Below are 26,664 nucleotides of genomic sequence, written 5' to 3'. Positions count from 1 at the left end.
GCCCCTCAGTCGTCGTCCTCTTCGAGCTCCTTCCTGCGCTTCTGGTGCTTGCGGGGTTTGCGGACGACCTCGACCGCGCCCATCAGCGCGGCTCCCACCACGCGCACGACCGGGGTGCCGGGCTCCACGACGCTGCTGGGAGCGCCGCCCTTGACCTCGTAGGCGCCCATGACGCCCACGCCGTTGACCCGCACCTCGATGTCGTCGGGAACGATGATCTCGACCGCGCCCATCAGGGCGTTGGCGACGATGGTGGTCTCGCGGGAGACGAACCTGGCCTCCCGCAGGTCCAGTTCGACCCCGCCCATGACGGCCAGCGCCTGGTAGGTCCTGGAGACCGTCCAGTGGCCGCTGCGTTCGGCCGCGCCCATGAGCGCCAGTGAGAAGTAGCCGTCGGGCGCGGTGTCGACGACGCGTTCCCTGCCGTAGACCGGGCGGGGCGAGTCGAAGGGGAGGTCCGCGACTCCCGCGGCGGACTCCGGCGCATCAGGCAGGTCGCGGACGAGCGGGGCGAGTTCGCCCAGCGTCTTGGAGCTGTAGACCGCGTCCAGACGCTCGGAGTGCTCGTCCGGTGTGAGTCGTCCCTCGGCCAACGCCTCACGCAGCCGCGCGGCCACCCGGTCGCGGTCGGCGTCGGAGGCGCGCATCTCGCTCCGGTCGGGGAGGGAAGAGTCGCTCATGGTATTGACCATAGTTCCGAGTCTGGCAGTACGCACCTCCTCCACGCATCAGGGACGCCCCCGTCTTCTCCCTGAGAATCGGGGCCTGTTCGGGGCAGGGGTGGGGGAGGGGTTCGCGCGCCGACGACGTCTCGCACGGGAAGGCCGCCGGCGCACGAGCCCCGCACGGCGGGGACCGAGCACGGTCGTGCGGGGGCACGCGCCCGCGTCCGGTGCCCGGTTCCGCGCCGGTCGCTGTGGAGTGCGTCGAGACGGGGAGCGGCATGCGAAGAGCTGACGGCCTGGGGGACTTCCTGACGGGGGTCGAGGGCGGACTGGAGATCGACTGGGCCGAGATGCCCACCTACAACACCGTGATGTCGCTCGCGGCGGGCGCCGGACTGATCCTGGTCGTCGCGCTCGGCCGGAGGCTGCTGCGCGGGGACGCCGTCGAACCCGAGGGATGGGCCCTGGCGTTCGGCGTGCTGGGCGTACTGCTGTCCACCACCGGGCTGCACATGACTCTCACCTGGCCGCTGGCTCCGGGAGGGTTCGCGTTCGACAACATCATCTTCGGGGAGCCGAGCCTGGTCTTCGGTGTGCTGATGCTCGCGGCGGCCTACTACCTGTGGCGCCGCGGCGACCGGCTCACCGCCGCGGCGGACCCGGGCGCGCTCGCCGCCCGGCTCGCGGGTCCCGTCTCGGTGCTCGTCTTCGGCATGGGGCTGGGATCGTTCGCGATCGCCGCGTCGGGGTGGGCCTTCACCCTCTTCGTGGCGCCGCCCCAGGAGCCGATCTCCGGCGCGTTCGCCGACACGCCGCTCCTGGAGGCCTCGTTCATCTCCGGCCTCTACGTGCTCGTGGGGATCGGGGCGGTCCTGTTCCCGTTCGCCCTGCGCACGCGTGCCACGGCGCTGACGACGGCGGTGGGTGTGGCCTGGGCGGTGTCCGGAGTCGTGTTCCTGCTGTTCGGCGCGCTGAACTACTACACGCACATCGGGCTGATCGTCAACACGATGTGACGCCGTGCCCGTTCTCCGCCCGGGCCGCCTCCACGGCGCGGGCGGAGGGGTCAGAACAGCCGCATCACGTCGGGTTCGATGCCGCGGAGCGCGTCGTAGTCCAGGGTGACGCAGGAGATGCCGCGGTCGGTCGCCAGCACGCGCGCCTGCGGTCTGATCTCCTGGGCGGCGAAGACGCCGCGCACCGGCCGCAGCGTGGGATCGCGGTTGAGCAGTTCCAGGTAGCGGGTCAACTGCTCGACGCCGTCGATCTCGCCGCGCCGCTTGATCTCCACCGCCACGGTCGCGCCGTCGCCGTCGCGGCACAGGATGTCGACCGGTCCGATCGCGGTGGGGTACTCGCGGCGGATCAGGGTGTAGCCCTCCCCGAGGGTGGTGATGTGCTCGGCGAGCAGCTCCTGGAGGTGGGCCTCGACGCCGTCCTTGCGCAGTCCCGGGTCCACGCCGAGTTCGTGCCTGCTGTCGTGCAGGACCTCCTCGATCGTCAGCACGAGCTTCTCCCCGGACTTGCTGTGCGTGACGGTCCACACGGTGGCGCCGCCGTCTTCTCCGCCGGGGCTCTCGCGGACCGTGCACGGGGGGTTCATCCAGTTCAGGGGTTTGTAGGCGCGGTCGTCGGCGTGGATCGACACCGAGCCGTCCGCCTTCATCAGGATCAGGCGGGGGGCCATGGGCAGGTGGGCGGTCAGTCGGCCCACGTAGTCAACACTGCAACGGGCGATAACGAGACGCACGGGAAGCCACGGTACCGGTTCCGGCGCGCCGCTTCGCGCGGTTCCGGACGAACCGGGGGCCGCTCCGAAGCGGTGGCGGGGGTGGGGGCGCGTGGGCGCGGAGCCCCGGCCGCGGTGGACGGACCCGAGCTGACCAGGGAGTTCGGGAAGCTCTCGAACATTGGAGAAAACGAAAATCATTTTCATGTACTATGGGTAAGCCAGGTGTTACTTCTCCGTCCCGTGACGGCCGTGGAACGGGGACCTAACGTCGCACTAGGTGCGCGGAGCGTCACCCGGCCGAAGCGCTTCGACCACCGAGCCACCGCTACACCCGACACGAAGGAACATCATGTCGCTGACGGTCTCGCCCGAACTCCTCGACAAGGCCCGCCGTGGCCCGGTCACCGACGAGGAGTTCGTCTCCTGCATCCGCGAGTCGCTCCCCTACGCCTGGAGCGTCATCACCCGACTGGCCGAGCAGGTCGCCACCACCGACGACGACCACGCCGCCAACGAGGTGCCGCCCCCCGGCGAGAAGGAACGCGGCCAGTTGCTGCGCCTGCTCGCCAGCGACGCCATGCGCGGCGCGGTGCAGCGGCACTTCGGACTGCGACTGGCCTTCCAGAACTGCCACAAGGTGGCCCTGTTCCGGCCGGAGGCCGACGCCGCCTACAAGGAGTTCGTCACGCCCCGCGCCCAACTGCTGAACCAGTCCCCCGAACTGGTGGACTGCTGAGGCCGCGCCCGGCGCCGAAAGCCCCCGTCGGCGACCGGGCACGCCCGCCCCGGTCCCTGCGACCCGGTCGGCGGCGGCCACCGGAGCACCGTTTAGGGTGGGGGCCATGGTGGAGGAATTCAGCAAGGTCGGAGTGGTCGGGCTCGGAACCATGGGCGCCGGCATCGTCGAGGTGTTCGCCGGAGCGGGTTTCGCCGTCACCGGGGTCGAGGTCAACGACGCCGCTCTCGAGCGGGGACGCGGACACCTGGAGAAGTCGCTGGCCAAGGCCGTGGCCAAGGGCAAGCTTACCGAGGACGAACGGCGGGACATCCTGGGCCGTGTCACGTTCACCACGTCCCGGGAGGACCTGGCCGACGCGGACTTCGCGGTCGAGGCGGTGCCCGAGCGCATGGACGTCAAGCGGTCCGTCTTCACCGACCTGGACCGCATCCTGCCCTCCGGATCGATCCTGGCGACCAACACCTCCTCGCTGTCGGTGACCGAGATCGCCGCGCTCACCAACCGCCCCGGCAAGGTCATCGGCCTGCACTTCTTCAACCCCGCCCCGGTGATGAAGCTCGTCGAGATCGTCGGCACGGTCGTCACCGACCCGGGGGTGCTGGACGTGGCGACCGAGGTCGTCAAGCGGCTGGGCAAGACCCCGGTCGCCGTCACCGACCGGGCCGGATTCGTCGCCAACGCGCTGCTGGTGCCCTACCTCAACGACGCCGTCACCGTCTACGAGCGCGGCCTGGCCACCCGCGAGCAGATCGACGCCGCCGTCACCGAGGCGGCCGGGTTCCCCATGGGGCCGCTCACCCTGATGGACCTCGTCGGCCTCGACGTGCTCCTCGACGTCATGGACGTGCTGTGGGAGGAGTTCCGCCGCCCGCGCTACGCCGCCGCCCCCCTGCTGCGCCGCATGGTCGCCGCGGGACTGCTCGGCCGCAAGAGCGGACGCGGATTCTACGACTACTCCGTCAGCACCCCCGCCGAGCAGGAGCCGACCGGCCCGCTCGCCGCCCTGGTCGGCGACGGGGCCGGACAGGTCGACCTGGCCGGACTGCTGCTGGCCCCGCACATCAACGACGCGGCGCACATGATCGGCGACGGCTACGCCACCGCCGACGACGTGGACACCGCGATGCGGCTGGGCTGCGGGTACCCCAGGGGCCTCGCCGAGATGCTGGACGAGCGCGGCGTCAAGAACGTCACCGGGACCCTGGCGGACCTGGCGGGACTGGGACTGTTCACCGACGACGTCGCTCCGCTGCTGACCCTGCTGGCCGCGCGGGGACGCGACACGCTGCGCGACTGACCCGGCCACCGGACGCTCCCGGGGCCGCCGCACCGCGCAGGACCCGAGATCCCGTCCGAGCCGGTTCTCTCCTAGGCTGGAAGGGTGAGTCCGCGCCGCAACATTCCCCGCCGCAGAAAGGGAGCCAACCGGCCCCGCGACGACGAGTCCGCGTTGGTCAACCGCATCACCGGCGGGGAACAGTACGAGAACGGACCGGACGGGCAGTGGGCGATCCGCCGGATCAGCGGGGCCGCGGCGGTCAAGACCTACCGCTGTCCCGGCTGCTACCAGGAGATCCCTCCGGGCATGCCGCACGTGGTGGCCTGGTCCGCCTACGGCGACGGCGACGACCGCCGCCACTGGCACAGCTCCTGCTGGAACAGGCGCGCCCACCGCTCGGTCCGCTACCCCCGGCGCTGACTCCGCCCCACCCCACCAGATCCGCGACCCCTGAGGAACCATGGAGATCCGCGCGAGTACCGTGCTGCCCGCCCGGCGGCGCCCCATCACCCTGCACACCGCGGACGGCCTGGCGCTGGTCGGAGAACTCGCGCTGCCGCAGGACAACGACCCGGTGGCCACGATCGTCTGCCTGCACCCGCTGCCCACCGCGGAGGGGATGATGGACAGCCACGTGCTGCGCAAGGCGTCCTTCCGGCTGCCCGCACTGGCCGACGTCGCGGTGCTGCGGTTCAACACGCGCGGCACCTCCTCCCGGCACGGCACCAGCGAGGGGGAGTTCGGCGGCGGCGAGACCGAACGCCACGACGTCGCCGCGGCCATCGAGTTCACCGAGTTCGAGGACCTGCCCGAACCGTGGCTGGTGGGCTGGTCCTTCGGCACCGAACTGGCGCTGAAGTGGGGGCACGACCCCGCCGTCCGGGGCGCGATCCTGCTGTCGCCGCCACTGCACCGCGCCACCGACGCCGACCTGGACGCCTGGGCCGAGTTCGGCAGGCCCCTGGTCGCGCTCGTCCCCGAACACGACGACTACCTGCGTCCCGAGGAGGCCAGGCGGCGCTTCTCCCGCGTCCCGCAGGCCGAGGTGATCGGTGTGGACAACGCCAAACACCTGTGGGTGGGCGAACCCTACGTGCGCATCGTGCTGAACGAGATCGTCAGACGGGTCGCCCCCGGCGCCCATCCCCTGCCCACCGAGTGGGACGGCCCCCACGAGAAGGACACGCTCCTCTGACCCTCCGGCCCCGGAGAAGAGCCCGGGAGCCTCGGCTCCGGGGGCGGGCGGGACAGCGCCGAGCAGGCTCCGCCGGAGCCGGCGCGTCCCCGACCCGCTCAGCGCCTCCACGGAGGGAAGAGACGAACGCCCCGCACCACCGGGGCGCGGGAGCCGGTGGTGCGGGATCGCCGAGGCACGGGCCTGCCCAGCCCGCGGCGCGGGTGGCTCGGGCGCTCCGCGCGCCTGCCCCTCCGCCGCCGACCCGTGACGGCCCCGGAACGCCTCGCCGCGCCCCTGACTCCCGGCGCCGGCCTCAGGCCCTCCCCGGACAGAGGCCCCCGAACCCGCTCGGGGAGCGGAACGGAACAGAGAAGCGGGGGCCCGGTCCGGGCCCCCGCTCAGTGGAGTACCGCCACGATGACGTGGTCTACTCCTGCCACCAGTCCTCGTCGTCGGCACCGCTGCTCTTGTTACCGGACGGAGCGGCCACCGGCTGCTTCTGGCCGTTGCTCGGGGCACCGCCGGACGGCGCGGACGGGGTCGACTCGATCGCCGCGGGCTCCGCGGACGCGGCCACCGGAGGGGCGGGGAAGGAACCGGCCCCGCCACCCAGCAGCTGACGCAGCTGCTGCAGGTGGGACTGGATGCTGTCGCGCTGGCGGGTGAGCTCGTCGACCTCCTGCTGGGCCTTGGTCAGAATCCGGTCGGCCTCGGTCTTGGCGTCGCTGACCAGGTGCTGGGCCTTGGCCTTGGCCTCGGAGGTGATCTGCTCGGCGTGCTTCTTGGCGTTGGCCACGACCTGCTTGGCGTGCTGCTCGGCCTCGCGGCGGGTCTGCTCGGCCTGCGAGCTGGCCTTGGTGGCCCGCTGCTCGGCGCTGGCGGCCCGCTCCTCGGCCTCGGCGACCAGCTTCTGCGTCGCGGCCTGCGCGGCGGCCAGCCGCTCGGCGTCCTGGCGCTCGGCCTCCTCACGGCGGCTGGCGAGCTGGATCTCGAAGTCGGCCTCCTCCTGGGCCCGCCGAGCCTCGCTCTCCTCCAGGGCGCGCTGGGCCTGCGACCGCATCTCGTCGGCCTGGCGCTTGGCGGCCTGGATCATCTCGTCCCGCTCGCGCTTGGCCGAGGCACGCGCCTGGGCGCACTCGCGCTCGGTGGTGGTGCGCAGCTTGGCGATCTCACCCTCGAAGGTGGCGCGCTTCTCCGCGATCTCGTGGTCGACCGCGGAACGCTTCTTCTGCACCTCGCGCTCGGTGGTGGAGGTCAGCTCGTCGGCCTCGCGCCGCGCGGAGGTGCGGATCTCGTCCGCCTCCATCTCGGCGGACTGACGCATCTCGTCGGCCTCGCGCTGCGCGGTCGAACGCAGCTCGGTGGCCTCGTTCTCGGCGGCGGCGCGCATCTCGGCGGCCTCGACCTTGGCGGCGACCTTGATGTCGTTGGCCTTGGCGCGGGCGTCGTGCACGAGTTCGGTGGCCTGCTCCTCGGCCAGGCGCAGCAGCTGCTCGATACGGGCGCCCAGACCGGAGTAGGTGGGACGCTCCTGTTCCTGCAACTGGCGCTTGGCCTCGGTCAGGTCCTTGCGGTACTTCTCGGCCTCTTCGCGGGCCTGGCGGCCTTCTTGCCGGAGCTGGGCGAGGTACTCGTTGACCTGGGTGCGGTCGTAGCCGCGCAGGACAACGTCGAACTCCGTCGCCTGGTTGTTTTCGTCGAAGAAATTACTGAGCTGGGCGTCAATATCGGACGACATGTGGCGGAATCCTGAACAGGTGACGAGACGGCTACTTTACGGACGGATGTCTTCGTTTCGGTGCGGCGGACGCCGCGGCGTCCGGTCGAGACCGTGTCTGCACTGCCTTGGCACGAAGACCGCGTCTCTGTGCGCGAGCCTACTCCGCGGTGGTGGACCCTGCGGTGGGTTCACCACATTGCTATGGGATTGTGCCAATTGCCCGACGAACTGGTGTTTTGCGTCCGCCTGGAAACGAGGACGTGAACCGCTGGGGTTGGAAGTAGAAGCCGCCGAAGGAGAAACGGCAGCCAGAAGACTTTATCAAGCCATGACGCCAACGGAAGGTGGTTTGGGGGAGAACCTGGGTTTTCGGTCGCTCCGTACGGGCTTGGGGACGCTTCGACACGGACGGCCACGCGGCCCGCGCCGAAGCCCGCGTCCCCCGGTCACCCCTCTCCTGCGGGACTCAGTGCCCGGGGCCGTCCTCACGCGCCTGGACCAGTTCGGTGAGCACTCCACCGCAGTCCTTGGGGTGCAGGAACGTGATCAGGGACCCCATCGAACCGCTGCGCGGCGCCGCGTCGAGCACCCGGACCCCGCGTCCGCCGACCGCCGCGGCGGCCCCGGCCACGTCCGCGGTCCCGAACGCGATGTGGTGCACCCCCTCGCCGTTCCTGGCGAGGAACCTGGCCACCGGGGAGTCCTCACGGATCGGCTCCAGCAGTTGCAGGTAACTCGCCCCGCCGTCGTCGGTCCCGTTGATCCGCAGCATCGCCTCCCGCACCCCCTGCTCCTCGTTGACCTCCTCGTGGGTCACCTCGAAGCCGTAGGTCTCCCGGTAGAAGCGCACGGTCTCGTCCAGGTTCCGGCAGGCTATGCCGATGTGGTCGATACGGGTGAGCAAAACGTCCTCCCTGCCTCCAAGCCGCTGATCCGGCTGTCTGTATGGTGACAGACCAGGTGAGGGACGACTTAGGAGGGCTGTTCAATGCCTGGATCGGTCATCGTCGGCGGCGCGCGCACCCCCATAGGAAAGCTCCTCGGAGCCCTTGCCGGTTTCGAGGCCGTGGACCTGGGCGCCACGGCCATCAGGGCGGCGCTGGAGCGGGCCGCGATCCCCGGGGACCGGGTCGACTACGTCATCATGGGGCAGGTCCTGCAGGCCGGCCAGGGGCAGATCCCCTCGCGCCAGGCCTCGGTCAGGGCGGGCATCCCCATGAGCGTCCCCTCGGTCACCGTCAACAAGGTCTGCCTGTCGGGCCTCGACGCGATCGCCCTGGCCGACCAGTTGATCTCCGCCGGAGAGTTCGACGTGGTCGTCGCGGGCGGCATGGAGTCCATGACCAACGCCCCGCACGTGCTGCCCAGGGCGCGCCACGGCTACAAGTACGGCTCCATCGAGGTGCTCGACGCCACCGCCCACGACGCCCTCACCGACGCCTTCGACAACGTGTCCATGGGGCTGTCCACCGAGCGCCACAACGCCAGGCACGGCCTCACCCGCGAGCAGCAGGACGCCTTCGCCGCGCGGTCGCACCAGCGCGCCGCCGCCGCGATCGAGGCGGGACTGTTCAAGGACGAGATCGTCCCGGTGGAGATCCCGCAGCGCAGGGGCGAGCCGCGCGTCTTCGACACCGACGAGGGCGTCCGCCCCGACACCACGGTCGAGAGCCTGGCCCGGCTGCGCCCCTCCTTCGACGCCGGGGGCACCATCACCGCCGGCTCCTCCTCCCAGATCTCCGACGGCGCGTGCGCGGTCGTGGTGATGAGCCGGACCAGGGCCGAGGAGCTGGGCTGCGAGATCCTCGCCGAGATCGGCGCGCACGGCAACGTCGCCGGTCCGGACAACTCCCTGCACTCCCAGCCGTCCAACGCGATCCGGCACGCGCTCACCAAGGCGGGCAGGGAGGTCTCCGACCTCGACCTGGTCGAGATCAACGAGGCGTTCGCCAGCGTGGCGCTGCAGTCCGTGCGCGACCTGGGCGTCTCCGAGGACATCGTCAACGTCAACGGGGGCGCGATCGCGCTGGGCCACCCCGTCGGCATGTCGGGTGCCCGTATCGTCCTGCACCTGGTGCACGAGCTGCGCCGCCGCGGCGGCGGGCTGGGCGCCGCGGGCCTGTGCGGCGGCGGAGGCCAGGGCGACGCGCTGCTGCTGTCGGTGCCCGCGGCCTGATCCGGGCGGCGCCGACAGGAGAGCCCCTGTCCCTCCGGCGCGTGGCCCCGGCGCTCTGGCCCGGGGCCACGCCGCCTCTCACCCCCCGCAGGCCCCCGCGGCGGGATCGCTAGAGTGTCCGGTGTGGGAAACCCGCTGAACCTCGCGTTCGACCCGATCGAGCGCGCACACGACAACTGGACCGACCGCTGGGGCAGGTCCCCGGCGATGGCCGCGGTGACCTCGGTCATGCGGGCGCAGCAGCTCCTCATCGCACAGTTGGACGCCACGCTCAAGCCGTACGCGCTGACCTTCGCCCGCTACGAGGCGTTGGTCCTGCTCAGCTTCAGCTCCAGTGGCGCGCTTCCGCTGGGCAAGATCGGCGAACGGCTGATGGTACATCCCACCAGCGTGACCAACACCATCGACCGCCTGGAGCGCCAGGGGTTCGTGCGCCGCAGGCCCAACCCCAGCGACGGGCGCGGCACCCTCGCCGAGATCACCGACTCCGGACGCGAGGTGATGGAGCGGGCCACCCGTGACCTGCTGGACATGAAGTTCGGCCTGAGCTGCTACACCGACGAGGAGCTGTGGCAGATCCACAGCCTGTTCAAGAAGCTCCGGGTGGACTACGGGGACTTCCCCGCCGAGAGCTGAGCCCGACGCGCGGCCTTCGAGGGGACGAAGGTTCACCGCGGCCGTGACGGATACGGCAGGATGGAGACATGCAGCCTTCGGAACTCTCCATGCACGGCGCGGTCGATCTCGGCGCGCGCAAAGCGGCTCTGGAACGCGAGGCCAAGCGGCAGGCCGAGGCGGCGTCGGGAACCGCCAACCCCTACGCCGTGGACGTCACCGAGGAGAACTTCCAAAGAGACGTCCTGGAACGGTCCCTGCAGATCCCGGTCCTCCTGATCCTCCTGGCGAGCTGGTCGGGCGAGTCCAGGCAGGCCGAGCAGGCGCTGGACAGACTGGCGACCGAGGCCGGGGGGCAGTGGCTGCTGGCCAAGGTCGACGCCGAGGCCAGCCCGCAGCTCGCCCAGGCCCTGCGCGCCCAGGGGGTGCCCGCCCTCTACCTCACCCTCGGCGGCCAGATCCAGCCGCTCGCGGCCGGGCCGATGGACGAGGACCAGGTGCGGAGCCTGCTCACCCAGGTCTTCGACGCGCTGCGGCAGCAGGGGGTGCTGCCCGAGGACTACACCGGCCTCGGCCCGGCCCAGCCCGCCGAGCAGGAGCAGCCCCAGCAGCGCGACCCCGTCCAGGCCGAGGCCGCCGAGGCGGTCCAGCGCGGCGACTTCGCCGCGGCCGAGGCCGCCTACACCGCGGCGCTGGAGAGGGAACCCGGCAACGCCGACCACAGGATGGGGCTGGCGCAGGTGCGCCTCATGGCCCGGGTGCGCGACCTCGACGCCAACGCGGTCCGCAAGGCCGCCGCCGACGACCCCGCCGACGTCGACGCCCAGTGCGCGGTCGCCGACCTCGACATGTACGGCGGCAAGGTCGACGACGCGTTCCAACGGCTGGTGACGACCGTGCGCCGCACCGGTGAGGACGACCGCGACAGGGCGCGCAAGCACCTGCTCGGCCTCTTCGAGGTGCTGCCCTCCGGCGACCCGCGTGTCGCCAAGGCCCGCCGCAACCTCACCTCCGCGCTCTTCTGAACCGGACCCCGCCCGTCCCCGGGGACCCGCCGCGGTCCCCGGCTGAGCGGTGTCCACCCGGGTAGAGCCCCGGGAGGTCCGGCGGAGGGGCGGTGTCCGATGGCTCCCGTGGTGACGATCTCCGCGACCTACGGCGCGGCGGGCCGCGGGACCGGCGCCTGCGGCAGGCGTGGCGCTGAGCGGGGCCGGGCGGTCCGGGGCCCTTCCGCGCGGCGCCGCCGCGGCGGGCGGGCGGCGTCCGCCCACCCCGCGCGACCCCGACGCCCACGGCCGGGCGCGCAGCGCCCACGTGCGGCGGTTCCACCGCGCCGACCCCGCCCATCCCGAGCACCACCGGGTGGTCCTCGACACAGCACTGACCGCGCGCACCACATGTGTCGATATCATCGGACGCCTGGCACGGGAACGCGCGGGAGAACGCCGACCCGAGCGGACCGCCGCGCGGATGCGGCGGTTCCCACCGCGTTCTCGCCCCCGGGACCGCCCGCAACCCCGGCCGATCCCGCACCCCCGCCCCGTGCCCGCCTTCTCCCGTCGGACGGCGCTCGTCCCGACCGACGCGGACGGTGGCACCATGAATGACAGCGACCCGTCCGCACACGGTCGACAGGTGAAAACGAGGAGCTTCCCGTGGCCAGCCTTCCCAGCGTTTCCTACTCGATCACGGTCCGGTTGGAGATCGACGGACGCGCCAGCGCCGTGAGCAGCCTCACCAACGCCGTCGAACGGGTGGGAGGCATCGTCACCGCACTCGACGTGAACTCCTCCGGACACGAACGGCTGCGCATCGACGTCACCTGCGCCGCCCGCGACACCAACCACGCGCAGGCGATCGTCGACTCCCTGGACGCCGTCGAGGGCGTCACCGTCCACAAGGTCAGCGACCGCACCTTCCTCATGCACCTGGGCGGCAAGATCGAGATGCGCTCCAAGGTGCCGCTGCGCAACCGCGACGAACTCTCCATGGCCTACACCCCCGGGGTGGCCCGCGTCTCCTCCGCGATCGCGGCCAACCCCTACGACGCCCGCCGCCTGACCGTCAAACGCAACAGCGTCGCCGTGGTCACCGACGGCTCGGCCGTGCTCGGCCTGGGCAACATCGGCCCCGAGGCGTCCCTGCCGGTCATGGAGGGCAAGGCGGCCCTGTTCAAGCGGTTCGCCGACATCGACGCCTGGCCCATCGCCCTGGACACCCAGGACACCGACGAGATCGTGCGCACGGTGCAGATCATCGCCCCCGGCTTCGGCGGCATCAACCTGGAGGACATCTCCGCCCCCCGCTGCTTCGAGGTGGAGGCCCGGCTGCGGGAGCTGCTGGACATCCCGGTCTTCCACGACGACCAGCACGGCACCGCGATCGTGGTGCTGGCCGCGCTCAAGAACGCGCTGCGCGTGGTCGGCAAGGAGCTCGGCGGGGTCCGCATCGCCATGTCCGGCGCGGGCGCGGCCGGCACCGCCATCCTCAAACTGCTGCTCCACGCCGGAGCCAAGGACGTCGTCGTCTGCGACGTCCGCGGAGCCGTGCACCCGGGCCGCGACGACCTCGACGCCAACCTGGAGTGGATCGCCGCCAACACCAACCAGACCGGCTACTCCGGAAACCTGAGGGGAGCGGTGCGCGGCGCCGACGTGTTCGTCGGCGTCTCGGCACCCAACGTGCTCTCCGGCGAGGACATCGCCGAGATGAACGACGACTCGATCATCTTCGCCTTGGCCAACCCCGACCCGGAGGTCGACCCGGAGATCGCCTCCCTGCACGCCGCGGTCGTGGCCACCGGACGCAGCGACTACCCCAACCAGATCAACAACGTGCTGGTCTTCCCCGGCTTCTTCCGCGGCCTGCTGGACGCCCAGAGCCACCGGGTGACCTCCGACATGATGCTGGCCGCCGCCGACGCGCTGGCCTCGGTCGTCACCGCCGACGAGCTGAGCCCGCACTACATCATCCCCAGCGTCTTCCACCAGGGGCTGTCCCAGCGGGTGGCGGAGGCGGTGCGCCAGGCGGCGCTCCGCGACACGGAGGCCGGGAGGTAGTCCGCGTGCGGGACCCCGTCGTCCCCCCGTTTCCGGACAAGCGGTGACCAAAGGTGCGTGAGGCGGACAGCGGGTCCGGGTATGGAGGCAGTCATGGACCGGCTGAGTCTGACCGGAGCGCTGCTCGTGGCCACTCCGCTGCTGGAGGATCCGAACTTCTACCGCTCCGTGGTCTTCGTGATCGACGACGACCCGGCCGAGGGCACGCTGGGAGTCGTCATCAACCGGCCCTCGGAACTGGAGGTCGGTGACGTCCTGGCGGACTGGGGCCGCCACGCCACCCGCCCGGCGGTGATGTTCGCCGGAGGGCCGGTCGGAGAGGACACGGGCCTGGCCCTGGCGGTGCCCGACGACGGGCAGAAGCCGCTGGGCTGGCGTTCACTGGACGCGATGGACACCGGCGTGTGGCCGAACGGTCTGGGCACGGTGGACCTGGACGCCCCTCCGGAGATCGTCGCCGCAGCGCTGCGGCGGCTGCGGGTCTTCGCCGGGTACGCGGGATGGAGCGCCGGTCAGTTGCGGACCGAGATCGACGAGGGCGCCTGGTATGTTCTCCCCGCGACTGCCGACGACGTGTTCTGCGCCGATCCGCACGGACTGTGGTCGCGGGTGCTGCGTCGCCAGGGCGGGGAGCTCGCCCTCGTGTCGACCTTCCCCGACGATCCGACGCTGAACTGATCGGCTTCGCGCCCGATACCGTGGACAGTGACCGAGGAGGTGTGAGGGCACGATGACAATGGACGTTATCAACAAGGTGGTTCCGGAGAGCGAGACCCGTCCGGACGTCTCCCACGACGGTGGCGACCGCGAACGGTTCGCCCACTACGTGCAGAAGGACAAGATCACCGAGAGCGCGGTCACGGGCATGCCGGTGATCGCGCTGTGCGGCAAGGTGTGGGTGCCCAACCGCGACCCGAAGAAGTTTCCGGTCTGCCCCGAGTGCCAGAAGATCTACGACGAACTGATGGCCTGACCGGTGGCGGCGGGGGAACGGGGAGGCGCGTCCCCCGCCCGCCGGACGGACGACGCCGCCACGTCCCCTCCGTCGGGGCCGCGCGGTCTCCCGAGAACCCCCTCCGCCCCGGACCCCGCGTCGAACCCGCCCGTTCCCACCCGCCGGTGACAACGCGGCCACGGCCGCCCCGCATGTTTCGGCGCCGACTGCCGCCCGCACCGACCAAGTCGCGATACCCTCCGAGGGACGAATCGCGCGCGGGCCGCCCGCTGAGGTTCCTCACTGTGAACGCAGGCCGCTCAGCGACGTCACTCTCATACGAGGTCGAGCTCGTGTCGCACCCGCGCACCGGGGCCCGCCGGTTCTGCCGGTACGGTGACCACCGCCGCACGGGGCGACCCCGACGGGTTAGGACACATGGTTTCCACTTCCCGACGCCCCCCCGGCGATCGACGCCGCAACTCGGGCAGGGGCCGCAGGAGAGCCCCTGCGTCGCACAACCGCCTCACCTTCGGCGAGGTCGTGCGCGTGACCTTCCGCACCATCGGTGAGCTGCTGTTCACCGCGGGCGTGGTCATGCTGCTCTTCGCCGCGTTCCAGATCTGGGGCAAGCAGTTCCAGACCGATGCCGAACAGGAGCGCCTGGACCAGGCCATGGCCGAGCAGTGGGCGGCCCAGGAGGAGCAGGGGCCCGACTCCGAACCGCTGCCCGGAACGGCCAACAGCAGGCTCTACATCCCCGCGACCGACCAGGAGTGGGTCGTGGTCAGCGGGGTCGACCCCGAGGACATCAGGTACGGGCCGGGCTGGTACCCCGAGTCGTGGACCCCCGACGGCATGGTGCCCGCGGCCCGGGCGGGGCAGCCCGGCAACTACGCGGTCGCCGGGCACCGCGTGGCCGCGGTCTTCTGGGACCTCGACCGGTTGGCGGAGGGCGACGAACTCGTCCTGGAGGACAAGGACAGCTTCTACACCTACCGGGTGGTCGAGAGCAAGGTCGTGCTGCCCGACGCGATCGAGGTGACCGCGCCCGACCCGTTCGACCCCGAGTCCACGGAAGCCCCCGAGACGGCCTACCTCACCCTCACCACCTGCCACCCCAAGTTGCAGAACTCACACCGGCTGATCATCCACGCCGAACTCGCCGACACCCGGCCCAAGGACCAGGGCATGCCCGAGAACATCGCGCACATGGCGCCCGACACCGAGGAGGAGTGAGCCACGTGTACGGTCTGATCTGGCGGCTCATCCCCGGCCCCTGGTTCGTCAAACTCCTGGTGTCCCTCGCGCTGGCCACGGGCGCGGCGGCGCTGCTGTGGTACGTCGTCTTCCCGTGGGCCGATCCGTACCTGCCGTTCAACGACGTGACCGTCGACGGCGGTGACCCGCTGCCCGGAGCACCGGCCGAGGAGACGCCCGTACTCGACGCGGACGGGTAGGGCACCGTCCGGTCACGCGGAACACCGCGGGTGGAGGCCGAGCGACTCGCTCGGCCTCCACCGTGCTGTCGGGGAGACCACCGATACCCTCGACCCGTGAACACCTGGGGATGCGCACGATGACTCTGGTTCAGACGAACAGCACCGGTGACCGGCTGCGCGGTCTGCGCGACTGGCAGCGGGCGGCGTTCGAGGAGTACTTCCGGCGTGAGCCGCGGGACTTCCTGGCCGTGGCCACTCCCGGAGCGGGCAAGACCACGTTCGCGCTGACCCTGGCCAGCGAACTGCTGGCCCGGCACGTGGTCCGCTCCATCACCGTGGTGTGCCCCACCGAACACCTGAAGAAGCAGTGGGCCGAGGCCGCGGCACGGTTCAACATCCCCCTCGACCCGGACTTCAAGAACGGCCAGGGGGCGCTCGGCAAGCACTTCCTCGGCGCGGCCGTCACCTACGCCCAGGTCGCCGCGCACCCCATGCTGCACCGCAACCGCACCGAGGCCCGCCGCACCCTGGTGATCTTCGACGAGGTCCACCACGCGGGCGACGCCCTGTCGTGGGGCGACGCCGTACGCGAGGCGTTCGACCCGGCGGCGCGTCGGCTCTGCCTGACCGGAACGCCGTTCCGCTCCGACACCAACCCGATCCCGTTCGTCGACTACGTCCAGGACCACACCGGCGTGCGCCGCTGCTCCTGGGACTACAGCTACGGGTACGCGCCCGCGCTGGCGGACGGCGTGGTGCGGCCGGTCATCTTCCTGGCCTACTCGGGTGAGATGCGCTGGCGCACCAAGGCGGGCGACGAACTGGCCGCCCGACTGGGCGAGCCGCTCACCCCCGACGCCCTCTCCCAGGCGTGGCGGGCCGCCCTGGACCCCAAGGGCGACTGGATCAAGCGGGTGCTGACCGCGGCCGACCGGCGACTGTCGGAGGTGCGCAAGCACACCCCCGACGCGGGCGGACTGGTCATCGCCTCCGACCACGAGAACGCCCGCGCCTACGCGCGCATCCTGCGCCGGATCACCGGCCGGGGCGCCACCGTGGTGCTGTCGGACGACCCCACCGCGAGCAGGAAGATCAAGCAGTTCGCCGAGTCCGACGACCGGTGGATGGTGGCGGTCAGGATGGTCTCGGAGGGGGTGGACGTGCCCCGGCTGATGGTCGGCGTCTACGCCACCTCCACCAGCACCCCGCTGTTCTTCGCCCAGGCGGTGGGCCGGTTCGTCCGGGTGCGCCGCCGCGGCGAGATGGCCTCGGTGTTCCTGCCCTCCATCCCGGTCCTGCTGGAGTACGCCAGCGAGATGGAGCGCGAACGCGACCACGTGCTGGACAAGCCCGTCAGGGAGGACGACGGCTTCGACCCGGAGCAGGAGCTCGTCAACGAGGCCCGCAAGAAGCGCGACACGCCCGACGCGGGCGACGAACTGCCCTTCGAGACGATGGAGTCGGCGGCCGAGTTCGACCGGGCCCTCTACGACGGCGGCGAACTCGGCGGGGGAGAGCCGGACGAGGAGGAGTTCCTGGGCCTGCCCGGACTCCTGGAGCCCGACCAGGTGGCCGCTCTGCTGCGCAAGCGCAGGCAGGAGCAGGCCACGCAGCGCCCCCGGCGGGTCGAGCCCCAGGAGCGGCAGCGCCCCGAGCACGAGGTGGTGGCCGACCTGCGCCGCGAACTCAACGGCCTGGTGGGCGCCTGGCACCACCGCACCGGCCAGCCGCACGCCACGATCCACACCCAGTTGCGCCGCGCCTGCGGCGGCCCGCCCGTCGCGCAGGCCACCGCCGAGCAACTGCGTCAGCGCATCGCCAAGCTGCGGGCGTGGGCCGTGGGGGAGGACTGAGGCCACCGCCCTCCCGCACAGCCGTGCGGGGAAACCGGACGCCCGTTCCCGGAAGCGAGGGTGACCGGCGCAACGTCCCGGTGCCACCGGTCCGGGACGGACACACGCCCCCCGTCCGCACGGTCGGTCCACCGTCGCGGCTCCCGCCTTCCGCCGTCCCCGGAGGGTTCATGCCCTCCGAACCGCGTCCCACGCGGCCGGAGCCTCCCCGAGCCGTGGCGGCCGCGGCCGGGGTCGCCGCCGTGGCGGTGATCGCCGCAGGCCGGACCGCCGGGCGCGTGGCCACCGGCCAGCCGGGCGTCCCGGCAGCCGGCCCGGGGTCGGAGGGCGCGGCCGCGGAACGCGTGGCCGGGAGCGGCCACCCCCCTGCGGAGGACGGTGGAGACGGAGTAGGAAAGTACCGCGACCGCCGTCCCACACACCCGGAGGGTGCCGTGCCCGCCGCCCGCCCCCCTCAGCACCCTTCGCCGTGGTCCCGGCCCGGCGCCGCCCCGTCCACCGCGCGGAGGGTCGGGGCCACCGCCCTGACAGCGGTCGGGATCGCCGCGGTCGTGCTGGCGGTGGCCGGGGGCTGGGCCGCGGGCCGTGCCTCCGCCGGCCTGCCGGTCCTGCCGTTCACCGGAGCCGCCGAGCAGAGCACCTCCCCCGACGCGGAGCCGGACCCGACCGAGGCGGCATCTTCCGAGGCCGCTCCGGCGGAACCGGCGCCCGCCGCGTCGGCGTCGGCCGAACCGGAGGGGCAGCGGGTCCGGTTCCGGAACCTGACACTGACGTTTCCCGCCGACTGGACCGTCACGACGTTCGAGGACGTGGAGTTCAGCAACGGATCAGACCCCGACCAGGGATCGGTCACCGATGACTGGATGCTCGCCCACCCGCCCGGACAGCCCGGATGCGCCGACTGGGACCGGCAGACGTACTGGGGCGGAGGGGAGGAGATCCACTGCGTGCACGTCAAGATCTTCGGCCCCGGAGGCATCCGGTACGGAGGGGAGGGGTGGGAGCCGATCACCGAGGAACCCGAGTGGGGAGCATACGTTCCGAGAAGCGGCCTCGGGATGTGTCCTCCGGCAGCCGCCCCCGCTTCCGTCCCCGCCGACCACCACCGGCCGAACGTCTCCGAACTCGCCCCGGTCGGCGACCGCCAGGCGCTCCGCCGGGAGTACGGAATCTCCTGCGCCGCCTGGGGAACCGGCGAACCGGGAGTCTACGAGCAGCGGACCTGGCTGCTGCCCGAGTCGCAGATCCTCGTCGTGGACGAGTACGGCATCACCGAACTCGACGCGATCCTCGCCGACGGCGAGTTCGCCGGCGCCGAGGACGAGAAGGGCTGACCGACCGGACGCGCCGATAAGCTTTTCCCATGGCAGCGACCAAGACCTATCTCACAGGTGTCAAACCCACCGGTGAACCCCACCTGGGCAACTACCTCGGCGCGCTCAAACCCGCCCTGGAGGCCGCGCGCGAGTACGACGCGTACTACTTCATCGCCGACTACCACGCGCTCACCACGGTCCGCGACCCCGAGGTGCTGCGGCACAACATCAGGTCGGTCGCCGCCACCTGGCTGGCCTGCGGGCTCGACCCCGAACGCACCGTCGTCTACCGCCAGTCCGACATCCCCGAGACGTTCGAGCTGACCTGGATCCTGTCCTGCGTCACCGGCAAGGGCCTGATGAACCGCGCCCACGCCTACAAGGCCGCGCGCGACCGCAACGCCGCCGCCGGACTCGCCGACCTGGACGCCGGGGTCAACATGGGGCTGTTCAACTACCCCATCCTCATGGCCGTCGACATCCTCATCATGGAGACCGACCTGGTCCCGGTCGGCCGCGACCAGGCCCAGCACGTGGAGTACGCCGCCGACATCGCCGGTTCCTTCAACCACCTGTTCGGCGACGGCTACACCTTCCGCATCCCGCAGGGGGTCTTCCCCGACGGCGACGCCAGCGTGCTCCCGGGCGTCGACGGGCGCAAGATGAGCAAGTCCTACGACAACCACATCCCGCTGTTCCTGCCCGAGAACAAGCTGAAGAAGCTGGTCCGGCGCATCCCCACCGACAGCACCCCGGTCGAGGACCCCAAGGACCCCGACTCCTCCGTCGTCTTCCAACTCCTCACCCACTTCGCCGACGCCGAGCGGGTCTCCGAGACCCGCAAGCGCCTGGAGGCGGGCGGCATGGGCTGGGGTGAGCTGAAGAACGAACTGTTCGAGGCCATCAACACCGAGGTCGCCCCCAAGCGGGAGCGCTACGAGCAGCTCATGGCCCCCGACAGCGAACTCGACGACATCCTCGCCGAGGGCGCCCGCCACGCCCGCGAGCGCGCCCGCCGCGTCCTGTCCCGGGTGCGCGCCGCCGTCGGCATCGACTGACCCGCGGCCGCCCCGGCCGCGAGGGGGCCTCCCGACCGGGAGGCCCCCTCGCGGCGTTCCACCGTCAGGCCACCACCGGCTCGCCCTCCAGGACCACGTCGGCTCGGTCCAGTTCCGTCAGCGCCCTGTCCACCGTCGGGCGGGACACCCCGGCGGTCATCCCCAGCAGCACCCGCACCCCGAACCCGGCGCGGGCCGCGTCCAGGGCGGTGGCCCGCACGCAGTGGTCGGTGGCGATGCCCACCACGTCCACGTCGGTGACGCCGTGCTCGCGCAGCCAGTCGGCCAGGGGCACACCGCCCTCGGTCGCCCCCTCGAACCCGCTGTAGGCGGCCTCGTAGGCGCCCTTGTCGAAGACCGCCTCGACCGGCCCGGTCGTCAGGTTCGGGTGGAACTCCGCTCCGGGAGTGCCCACCACGCAGTGCGGCGGCCAGGAGTCCACGAAGTCGGGGGTGTCGGAGAAGTGCGGCCCCGGGTCCACGTGGCGGTCGCGGGTGGCCACGACGTGGTCGTAGTCGCCCCCGTGGGACGCCAGGTACCCGGAGATGGCGGAGGCCACGTCGGCGCCGCCGGACACCGCCAGGCTCCCGCCCTCGCAGAAGTCGTTCTGCACGTCGACGACGATCAGTGCCTTCTTCATGTCGCAACCTTCCTTCGCCTGCGTCGGACCGGACCGTCCGCCCCGACCGCGCGGGTCACAGCGATGCCCGCTGCTCGAAGACGGTGGGGATCGCGGGCTCGCCCCGGGACATCTGGTGCGCGGTCACCGGGAGTTCGGCGACCGCGCGGACGTGTCGCTCCCGGGCCGCCTCCAGCGGCTCCCGCCCCACGATCTCGCCCTTGCGGACCAGCGGAACCAGCAGCGGCCGCTCCCACCGCGTCAGCTCCGGCTCGTGGGCGAAGACACGCTCGGACACGGCCGTTCCGCGGTCGTCCAACCGCCGTGCCGCCCACTTGCGGCCTCCCTTGCTGGGCTTACCCACCGAACGCTTGGCCACCGGCGACAACGGGCCCTCCGGACCGTCGCCCAGCGCCCGCGCCACCAGCTTGTACACCAGCGACGCGGTCGGCGCGCCGGAACCGGTGACCAGCGCGGTGCCCACCCCGTAGCCGTCCACCGGGGCGATCGCCAGCGCCTGGATGGAGTGCTCGTCGAGATCGCCGGTGACGATGATGCGGGTCCCGGTGGCGCCCTTCTCGTCCAGGAACCGGCGCACCTGTACCGCCAGCTCCTCCAGGTCCCCCGAGTCCAGCCGCACCGCGCCCAGCTCCGGCCCGGCCAGCTCCACGGCGGTGCCCACGGCGCGCATCACGTCGTAGGTGTCCACCAGCAGTGTGGTCCCCTCGCCCAGCGACGCCAGCTGTGCGGCGAACGCGCTGCGCTCGTTGTCGTGCAGCAGGGTGAAGGAGTGCGCGCTGGTGCCCGTGGTGGGAATCCCGTGGCGGCGCCCGGCCTCGAGGTTGGAGGTGGCGGCGAATCCGGCGAGGTATGCGGCGCGGGCCGACGCCACCGCGGCCTCCTCGTGGGTGCGCCGCGACCCCATCTCGATCAGCGGGCGTCCGTGGGCGGCGCGCACCATCCGCGACGCCGCGGAGGCGATCGCGCAGTCGTGGTTGTAGACCGACAGCGCCAGGGTCTCCAGCACCACGCACTCGGCGAAGGAGCCCTCCACCACCAGGATGGGCGAGCCGGGGAAGAAGCAGTCGCCTTCGGCGTAACCCCAGATATCACCGGAAAACCGGTAGTCGGCGAGGAAGGAGAGGGTAAGGTCGTCCACGACGCCGTTCTGGGCGAGGAAGTCCAGAGTCCCGGAGTCGAAGCGGAAGTGCTCCAGCGCGTCCAGAAACCGTCCGGTCCCGGCGACGACACCGTAGCGGCGCGTCTCCGGCAGTCGGCGGGCGAACATCTCGAAGACCGTCCGCCGGTGTGCCGCGCCGCTGCGCAGGGCGGCCTGCACCATGGTCAACTCGTAGTGGTCGGTGAGAAGCGCACTGCTCCAGCGTTCGGTCATGGCCCCAACCCTAGTTTGTGTCTCTGAGGAAGAAAATCGGTCCGGTGTTTCGACACGCGCGGGTGGGGCTTCCCAGAATGGACAGTGAGCGGCAGGACACGCCGTCGGCCCCGCCCCGGAGTCAGAACAGCGAAGAAGGTGATGGAACCATGACCGCCACGCCGGTCGAACTCGACGAGCCGCGGATCGAGGAGCACCACCGGCCGGACGTGCCATGGGTCACGATCGTCTGGAACGACCCAGTCAACCTGATGAGCTATGTCACCTACGTCTTCCAGACGGTCTTCGGATACTCCCGGGCCAAGGCCCACAAGCTCATGGAGGACGTCCACTACCAGGGCAGGGCGGTCGTCTCCAGCGGCACCCGCGAGGAGATGGAGCGCCACGTCGCGACCCTGCACGAGTACGGGCTGTGGGCGACCCTGCAACAGGACAAGTGAACGCGGACGAGGACGTGTACCCGACAGCAGAGGCCAGCCGACCATGACCACCGGATTCCACGCCGCGCCGCACGGCGGTGCGCGCATCGAGATCGACCGCGACGAGGCCAGACTGCTGCGCTCCATGGCCGAACTGGTCCTGCGCATCGTCGAGGAGCCCGAACAGCAGGACGGACTCGCCGCCCTCGTCGGCATCAGCGAGTCCGCGGCCAGGCCCAAGGACCCGGTGCTGTCCCGGCTCCTCCCCGACGCCTACACCGACGACCCCGCCTCGGCGGGAGACTTCCGGCGCTACACCGAGAACGGACTGCGTCGGCACAAGCGCGAGAACGCCCAACGGGTGGTCGCCGCGATCCCCGCCGAGGGCGGTGCGGTCACGCTGGACGCGGACGACGCCCAGACGTGGCTCAAGCTCCTCACCGACGTACGACTCTCCCTCGGCACCCGCATGGGCGTCGAGACCGAGGAGGACGTCTACGCGATGCGCGCCGCCGCCTCACGGGACGACTCGCTGGCCGCCGCGGCGCACATCTACGAGTGGCTGACCCACCTCCAGGAGACCCTGGTCCAGGCGGTCTGGCAGCACCGGGAGTGACACGCCGGGGCGCCGCCGGGCCGGCGACCGGCCCGACCCCCGGCGCACCGGGCGGGTCCGCGGCCGCGGAGCCCCCGCGGCCAGGGCACACCAAGTCATACCTAGTGGGTGGGTAGGGATTCCGACTCGGCTAGTCTGAGAGTCATGCTGAGGATTGATCGCTCGATCTACGACAAGATCGTCGCCCACGCCCGCCGGGACCACCCCGACGAGGCGTGCGGCATCGTGGCCGGGCCCGAGGGCAGCGACCGGCCCGAACGCTTCGTCGAGATGATCAACGCCGAACGTTCGCCCACGTTCTACCGCTTCGACTCGCTCGAACAGCTCAGGGTGTGGCGCGAGATGGACGACCGGGACGAGGAGCCCGTCGTCATCTACCACTCCCACACCGCCACCGAGGCGTACCCGTCGCGGACCGACGTCAGCTACGCTTCCGAGCCGAACGCCCACTACGTCCTCGTCTCCACCAGGGATCCCGACACCGTCGAGTTCCGCTCCTACCGGATCGTCGACGGGGCCGTCACCGAGGAGCCGGTCGAGATCGTCGACGCGGGCTGAGAAAAACCGCGCGTTCGGAATCACCCGTGCGCCACGCATGTTGAACCTATCCGGCGGAGCGCCGCGCCTCCGCCGTCAGCACCCACAGACTTCTAACGGAGACACATCCATGGCGATCGAGGTCCGCATCCCGACCATCCTGCGCAACCTCACCGGTGGAGCCAAAGCGGTCGACGGCGAAGGCGCCACTCTCGCCGAGCTCATCACCAACCTGGACAAGAACCACCCGGGCATCGGTGAGCGGCTCGTCGAGGACGGACGGCTGCGCCGCTTCATCAACGTCTACCTCAACGACGAGGACGTCCGCTTCCTCGGCGGCCTCGACACCCCCGTCTCCGACGGCGACACGGTCACGGTCCTGCCGGCCGTCGCCGGTGGCATGCGCTGACCGCCATGAGGTTCGACTCCCTGCTCGACTCACTCGGCCGCACCCCGCTGGTGGGACTGCCGAACCTGTCGCCCTCGCCCGAGGTCCGGCTCTGGGCCAAACTGGAGGACCGCAACCCGACCGGGTCCATCAAGGACCGGACGGCGTTCTTCATGATCGAGCAGGCCGAGAAGGAGGGCCTGCTCACCCCGGGATGCACCATCCTGGAGCCGACCTCCGGCAACACCGGGATCTCCCTGGCGATGGTCGCCAGGCTGCGCGGTTACCGGATGGTCTGCGTCATGCCCGAGAACACCTCGGCCGAACGCAGCCAGCTCCTCGCCATGTGGGGCGCCGAGATCCACTACTCACCGGCCGAAGGCGGGTCGAACGAGGCGGTCCGCGTCGCCAAGCGCATGGCCGCCGAGCACCCCGACTGGGTGATGCTCTACCAGTACGGCAACCCGGCCAACGCCCAGGCCCACTACGAGACGACCGGGCCCGAACTCCTGGCCGACCTGCCGGAGATCACCCACTTCGTCGCCGGGCTGGGCACGACCGGCACCCTCATGGGCGTCGGCCGCTACCTGCGTGAACAGAGGCCGGACATCCAGATCGTGGCCGCCGAGCCCCGCTACGGTGAACTCGTCTACGGTCTGCGCAACCTCGACGAGGGCTTCGTCCCCGAGCTGTACGACGAGAAGGTCCTCAGCACCCGTTTCTCCGTCCCCTCCGACGCGGCGCTGCGCCGCACCCGGGAACTGCTCGACCAGGAGGGGATCTTCGCCGGTGTCTCCACCGGCGGAGTGCTGCACGCCGCCCTCGGCGTCGCGGCCAAGGCCGTCAAGGCCGGACAGCGCGCCGACATCGCGTTCGTCGTCGCCGACGCCGGATGGAAGTACCTGTCCACCGGGGCCTACGAGGGCACCCTGGAAGAGGCGGAGGAACGCCTCGAAGGCCAGCTCTGGGCCTGAAGCGTCACCGCCGCGGCCCTCGCGCCGAGGGCCGCGGCACCGGACCGGGCAACCCGCCCCCTGCCCGCCCGCGGGGGGACGCGGTTCGCTTCAATGGTCCCCATGACTCGATTCGACTCCGCGACCACCGTCGTCCGCGTCGGTGAGAATCGATACGCCGCCGAGCTCGACCCCGGGTACCTCATCGGGAGCGCGCTCAACGGCGGCTACCTCATGTCGGTGCTGCAGCGGGCCGCGCTCGCCGAATCCGACCACCCCCACGCGGTGTCCTCCTCCTACCACTTCCTCCGTCCCGGCAGCGGCGGACCCGCCGAGATCGGGACCGAGGTGGTCAAGCGAGGCCGTACCGTCACCACCGTCCTCGTCACCCTGCGCCAGCGGGGCGCGACCGTCATCACCGGCACCGTCGCGACGGCCGCGCTCGCCTCGCAGGCGGAGCCCCTCTACGAGACGCCCCCGGTCGAGATCCCCCCGGTCGACCGGTGCAGGAACTTCGACCCGCGGGAGAGCCGGTTGGCCGAGGACAGCTTCGTCAGCCGGGTCGACGTGGGCTTCGCCCCCGACAGCTATGCCGCCCTCGCCGGCGAGCGCGCCGCCGACTCTCCCGAACTGTACGGATATGTCGACCTCAGCGCGCGTGACGGCGGTTCGGCCGAGAACCCCGAGGCGTTCCTGCCGCTCGCCGTCGACGCCCTGCCGCCCGTCGTCAGCCTCCTGACCGACTGGAGTTGGGCGCCCACCGTCGAACTCACCTGGCACCTGCGGGCCGTCCCCGAACCCGGGCCGCTCGCCTTCCGGGCGCACACCAGCCTGGTCAGCGACGGGTGGTTCGACGAGAACGTCGACCTGTGGGACGCCAAAGGACGCCTCGTCGCGCAGAGTCGCCAACTCGCCAGGGTCGGCCGCTGAGCGTGTCCCCGCTCCGCGGACGGCCGCGCCCCCGCCCGCTGTTCCCGGAACGGCGCGCACACGGGTTTCCCGTGGTTGTCGCCCCGTCCCGGGAGTCACACGGGGAGATCTGTGACGCCTTCACTGTGACTCACATCGCCTGAGGAACGGCCCACATTCCATACCTACTCGCCGGTACGTGGGGTACACCCGTAACCACTTGGAAAACCCGGAGAAACTCTCCGCGGCGCAGCGACGTCCCCGCGAAAGACACCTCATCGAAAAGGCTGTACGACGTGCGACTCACCATCATCGGCTCCTCGGGGAGCTTTCCCGGCCCAGCCGGACCCGCGTCCTGTTACCTCGTGGAGGCCGACGGGTTCCGGCTGCTGCTCGACCTGGGCAACGGGGCACTGGGAGCACTCCAGCGCCACGCCGACATCTATGCCATCGATGCCGTCTACCTCTCCCACCTGCACGCCGACCACTGCATGGACCTGTGCTCCTACTGGGTGGCGCGCACCTTCCACCCCGATGGCGGTCCCAAACCCCCCATCCCCGTCTACGGCCCTCCCGGGGTGGCCGACCGGATGGCGCGGGCCTACGGGCTCGACCCCGAACCCGGAATGCACGAGACCTTCGACTTTCGCGAGCTGGCCCCCGGCACCCGTGGGATCGGCCCCTTCACGGCCACGCTGGACCACGTCAACCACCCCGTCGAGGCGTTCGGCATCCGACTCGAGCACGAGGGCGCGGTGCTCACCTACTCCGGCGACACCGGGGTCTGTGAAGAACTCGTCGAGCTCGCGCGCGACGCCGACCTGTTCCTGTGCGAGGCGTCCTTCCACGACCACAAGGACAACCCCAAGGACATGCACCTGACCGGAAGCGAGGCGGGGGAGCAGGCCAGCCGGGCCAACGTCCGCAGACTGGTCCTCACCCACCTGGTGCCCTGGAACGACAACAACCGCACCCTGACCGAGGCGCGGAGCACCTACGGCGGTCCGATCGAACTCGCCGAGTCGGGAAGGGTCCACGAGATCACCGCCGGCGGGTGACCCCGCC

29 protein-coding genes are annotated in these 26,664 nt (G+C 71.3%); 23 read left to right on the top strand and 6 right to left on the bottom strand.

What is annotated here, in order from left to right:
• Positions 1 to 5: 5 nt before the first annotated feature.
• The gene (locus tag NI17_RS14960; protein WP_068692343.1) at positions 6 to 680 is read right to left on the bottom strand and encodes a DUF1707 SHOCT-like domain-containing protein; all 675 of its coding nucleotides are present in this window, start codon (positions 678 to 680) and stop codon (positions 6 to 8) included.
• A 263-nt stretch (positions 681 to 943) separates the two neighbouring features.
• Here NI17_RS14960 and NI17_RS14955 point away from each other — a divergent pair, with 263 nt between their 5' ends.
• Positions 944 to 1,681, top strand: a complete 738-nt coding sequence (locus NI17_RS14955) for a DUF981 family protein (protein ID WP_068692279.1) — start codon at positions 944 to 946, stop codon at positions 1,679 to 1,681.
• A gap of 50 nt (positions 1,682 to 1,731) precedes the next feature.
• Here the strand turns inward: NI17_RS14955 and nucS are convergent, their stop codons facing one another.
• A complete protein-coding gene (gene nucS / locus NI17_RS14950; protein ID WP_068692283.1) occupies positions 1,732 to 2,415 on the bottom strand; it encodes an endonuclease NucS in 684 nt (227 codons plus the stop codon).
• A 331-nt stretch (positions 2,416 to 2,746) separates the two neighbouring features.
• Here nucS and NI17_RS14945 point away from each other — a divergent pair, with 331 nt between their 5' ends.
• The 4 genes from NI17_RS14945 (at position 2,747) to NI17_RS14930 (ending at position 5,610) form a co-directional block, all read left to right on the top strand.
• Positions 2,747 to 3,133, top strand: coding sequence for an SCO5389 family protein (locus NI17_RS14945; protein WP_068692284.1), 387 nt, complete (start codon positions 2,747 to 2,749; stop codon positions 3,131 to 3,133).
• Positions 3,134 to 3,239: 106 nt separating this feature from the next.
• Positions 3,240 to 4,433, top strand: coding sequence for a 3-hydroxyacyl-CoA dehydrogenase (locus tag NI17_RS14940; RefSeq protein WP_068692286.1), 1,194 nt, complete (start codon positions 3,240 to 3,242; stop codon positions 4,431 to 4,433).
• 84 nt (positions 4,434 to 4,517) lie between these two features.
• A complete protein-coding gene (locus NI17_RS14935) occupies positions 4,518 to 4,835 on the top strand; it encodes an ATP/GTP-binding protein (protein WP_084012672.1) in 318 nt (105 codons plus the stop codon).
• A 40-nt stretch (positions 4,836 to 4,875) separates the two neighbouring features.
• Positions 4,876 to 5,610: an alpha/beta hydrolase gene (locus tag NI17_RS14930; protein ID WP_068692288.1), complete on the top strand. Its 735-nt coding sequence runs from the start codon at positions 4,876 to 4,878 to the stop codon at positions 5,608 to 5,610.
• A 409-nt stretch (positions 5,611 to 6,019) separates the two neighbouring features.
• Here NI17_RS14930 and NI17_RS14925 read toward each other — a convergent pair whose 3' ends face one another.
• The gene (locus NI17_RS14925) at positions 6,020 to 7,330 is read right to left on the bottom strand and encodes a DivIVA domain-containing protein (RefSeq protein ID WP_068692289.1); all 1,311 of its coding nucleotides are present in this window, start codon (positions 7,328 to 7,330) and stop codon (positions 6,020 to 6,022) included.
• Positions 7,331 to 7,778: 448 nt separating this feature from the next.
• Entirely contained in the window at positions 7,779 to 8,216 is a 438-nt protein-coding gene (mce, locus tag NI17_RS14920; protein ID WP_068692290.1) for a methylmalonyl-CoA epimerase, read from the bottom strand.
• Positions 8,217 to 8,300: 84 nt separating this feature from the next.
• Here mce and NI17_RS14915 point away from each other — a divergent pair, with 84 nt between their 5' ends.
• The 11 genes from NI17_RS14915 (at position 8,301) to NI17_RS14865 (ending at position 19,765) form a co-directional block, all read left to right on the top strand.
• Positions 8,301 to 9,488, top strand: coding sequence for an acetyl-CoA C-acetyltransferase (locus tag NI17_RS14915; protein ID WP_068692291.1), 1,188 nt, complete (start codon positions 8,301 to 8,303; stop codon positions 9,486 to 9,488).
• A 123-nt stretch (positions 9,489 to 9,611) separates the two neighbouring features.
• Positions 9,612 to 10,124, top strand: coding sequence for a MarR family winged helix-turn-helix transcriptional regulator (locus NI17_RS14910; RefSeq protein ID WP_068692349.1), 513 nt, complete (start codon positions 9,612 to 9,614; stop codon positions 10,122 to 10,124).
• Positions 10,125 to 10,192: 68 nt separating this feature from the next.
• The gene (locus NI17_RS14905; protein WP_068692293.1) at positions 10,193 to 11,128 is read left to right on the top strand and encodes a tetratricopeptide repeat protein; all 936 of its coding nucleotides are present in this window, start codon (positions 10,193 to 10,195) and stop codon (positions 11,126 to 11,128) included.
• A gap of 630 nt (positions 11,129 to 11,758) precedes the next feature.
• Positions 11,759 to 13,162 carry an NAD-dependent malic enzyme gene (locus NI17_RS14900; protein WP_068692295.1) on the top strand — a complete coding sequence of 468 codons (1,404 nt, stop codon included), beginning with the start codon at positions 11,759 to 11,761 and terminating at the stop codon, positions 13,160 to 13,162.
• Between the two features lie 93 nt (positions 13,163 to 13,255).
• On the top strand, positions 13,256 to 13,840 hold the full coding sequence (locus tag NI17_RS14895; protein ID WP_068692297.1) for a YqgE/AlgH family protein: 585 nt from the start codon (positions 13,256 to 13,258) through the stop codon (positions 13,838 to 13,840).
• A gap of 52 nt (positions 13,841 to 13,892) precedes the next feature.
• On the top strand, positions 13,893 to 14,135 hold the full coding sequence (locus tag NI17_RS14890) for a DUF3039 domain-containing protein (protein ID WP_068692299.1): 243 nt from the start codon (positions 13,893 to 13,895) through the stop codon (positions 14,133 to 14,135).
• Positions 14,136 to 14,534: 399 nt separating this feature from the next.
• On the top strand, positions 14,535 to 15,335 hold the full coding sequence (locus tag NI17_RS14885) for a class E sortase (RefSeq protein WP_084012673.1): 801 nt from the start codon (positions 14,535 to 14,537) through the stop codon (positions 15,333 to 15,335).
• Positions 15,336 to 15,340: 5 nt separating this feature from the next.
• Entirely contained in the window at positions 15,341 to 15,556 is a 216-nt protein-coding gene (locus tag NI17_RS14880; RefSeq protein WP_068692303.1) for a hypothetical protein, read from the top strand.
• Positions 15,557 to 15,675: 119 nt separating this feature from the next.
• The gene (locus NI17_RS14875) at positions 15,676 to 17,391 is read left to right on the top strand and encodes a DEAD/DEAH box helicase (RefSeq protein ID WP_068692351.1); all 1,716 of its coding nucleotides are present in this window, start codon (positions 15,676 to 15,678) and stop codon (positions 17,389 to 17,391) included.
• A 170-nt stretch (positions 17,392 to 17,561) separates the two neighbouring features.
• Positions 17,562 to 18,725 (top strand): hypothetical protein, encoded by a 1,164-nt coding sequence (locus NI17_RS14870; RefSeq protein ID WP_147416958.1) that lies wholly within the window; start codon positions 17,562 to 17,564, stop codon positions 18,723 to 18,725.
• 29 nt (positions 18,726 to 18,754) lie between these two features.
• Positions 18,755 to 19,765 carry a tryptophan--tRNA ligase gene (locus tag NI17_RS14865; RefSeq protein ID WP_068692307.1) on the top strand — a complete coding sequence of 337 codons (1,011 nt, stop codon included), beginning with the start codon at positions 18,755 to 18,757 and terminating at the stop codon, positions 19,763 to 19,765.
• A 64-nt stretch (positions 19,766 to 19,829) separates the two neighbouring features.
• On the opposite strand, the gene NI17_RS14860 is transcribed toward NI17_RS14865, so the two are convergent.
• Positions 19,830 to 20,405 carry an isochorismatase family protein gene (locus NI17_RS14860; protein ID WP_068692309.1) on the bottom strand — a complete coding sequence of 192 codons (576 nt, stop codon included), beginning with the start codon at positions 20,403 to 20,405 and terminating at the stop codon, positions 19,830 to 19,832.
• 55 nt (positions 20,406 to 20,460) lie between these two features.
• Positions 20,461 to 21,777, bottom strand: a complete 1,317-nt coding sequence (locus NI17_RS14855) for a nicotinate phosphoribosyltransferase (RefSeq protein ID WP_068692311.1) — start codon at positions 21,775 to 21,777, stop codon at positions 20,461 to 20,463.
• A gap of 149 nt (positions 21,778 to 21,926) precedes the next feature.
• Here NI17_RS14855 and clpS point away from each other — a divergent pair, with 149 nt between their 5' ends.
• The 7 genes from clpS (at position 21,927) to NI17_RS14820 (ending at position 26,657) form a co-directional block, all read left to right on the top strand.
• Positions 21,927 to 22,217, top strand: coding sequence for an ATP-dependent Clp protease adapter ClpS (clpS, locus tag NI17_RS14850; protein ID WP_068692313.1), 291 nt, complete (start codon positions 21,927 to 21,929; stop codon positions 22,215 to 22,217).
• Positions 22,218 to 22,260: 43 nt separating this feature from the next.
• Positions 22,261 to 22,812, top strand: a complete 552-nt coding sequence (locus tag NI17_RS14845; RefSeq protein ID WP_068692315.1) for a DUF2017 domain-containing protein — start codon at positions 22,261 to 22,263, stop codon at positions 22,810 to 22,812.
• A 144-nt stretch (positions 22,813 to 22,956) separates the two neighbouring features.
• Positions 22,957 to 23,370, top strand: coding sequence for a M67 family metallopeptidase (locus NI17_RS14840; RefSeq protein ID WP_068692316.1), 414 nt, complete (start codon positions 22,957 to 22,959; stop codon positions 23,368 to 23,370).
• 109 nt (positions 23,371 to 23,479) lie between these two features.
• Positions 23,480 to 23,758 (top strand): MoaD/ThiS family protein, encoded by a 279-nt coding sequence (locus tag NI17_RS14835; protein ID WP_068692317.1) that lies wholly within the window; start codon positions 23,480 to 23,482, stop codon positions 23,756 to 23,758.
• A 5-nt stretch (positions 23,759 to 23,763) separates the two neighbouring features.
• Entirely contained in the window at positions 23,764 to 24,711 is a 948-nt protein-coding gene (locus NI17_RS14830; RefSeq protein ID WP_068692318.1) for a PLP-dependent cysteine synthase family protein, read from the top strand.
• A gap of 102 nt (positions 24,712 to 24,813) precedes the next feature.
• Positions 24,814 to 25,620: a thioesterase family protein gene (locus tag NI17_RS14825; protein ID WP_234401988.1), complete on the top strand. Its 807-nt coding sequence runs from the start codon at positions 24,814 to 24,816 to the stop codon at positions 25,618 to 25,620.
• Positions 25,621 to 25,895: 275 nt separating this feature from the next.
• Positions 25,896 to 26,657 carry an MBL fold metallo-hydrolase gene (locus NI17_RS14820; RefSeq protein WP_068692320.1) on the top strand — a complete coding sequence of 254 codons (762 nt, stop codon included), beginning with the start codon at positions 25,896 to 25,898 and terminating at the stop codon, positions 26,655 to 26,657.
• The last annotated feature ends 7 nt before the right edge of the window (positions 26,658 to 26,664 follow it).

The sequence above is a fragment of the Thermobifida halotolerans genome, from assembly GCF_003574835.2.
Lineage (GTDB): Bacteria > Actinomycetota > Actinomycetes > Streptosporangiales > Streptosporangiaceae > Thermobifida > Thermobifida halotolerans.
This window is presented reverse-complemented; position numbering and strand designations above follow the sequence as displayed.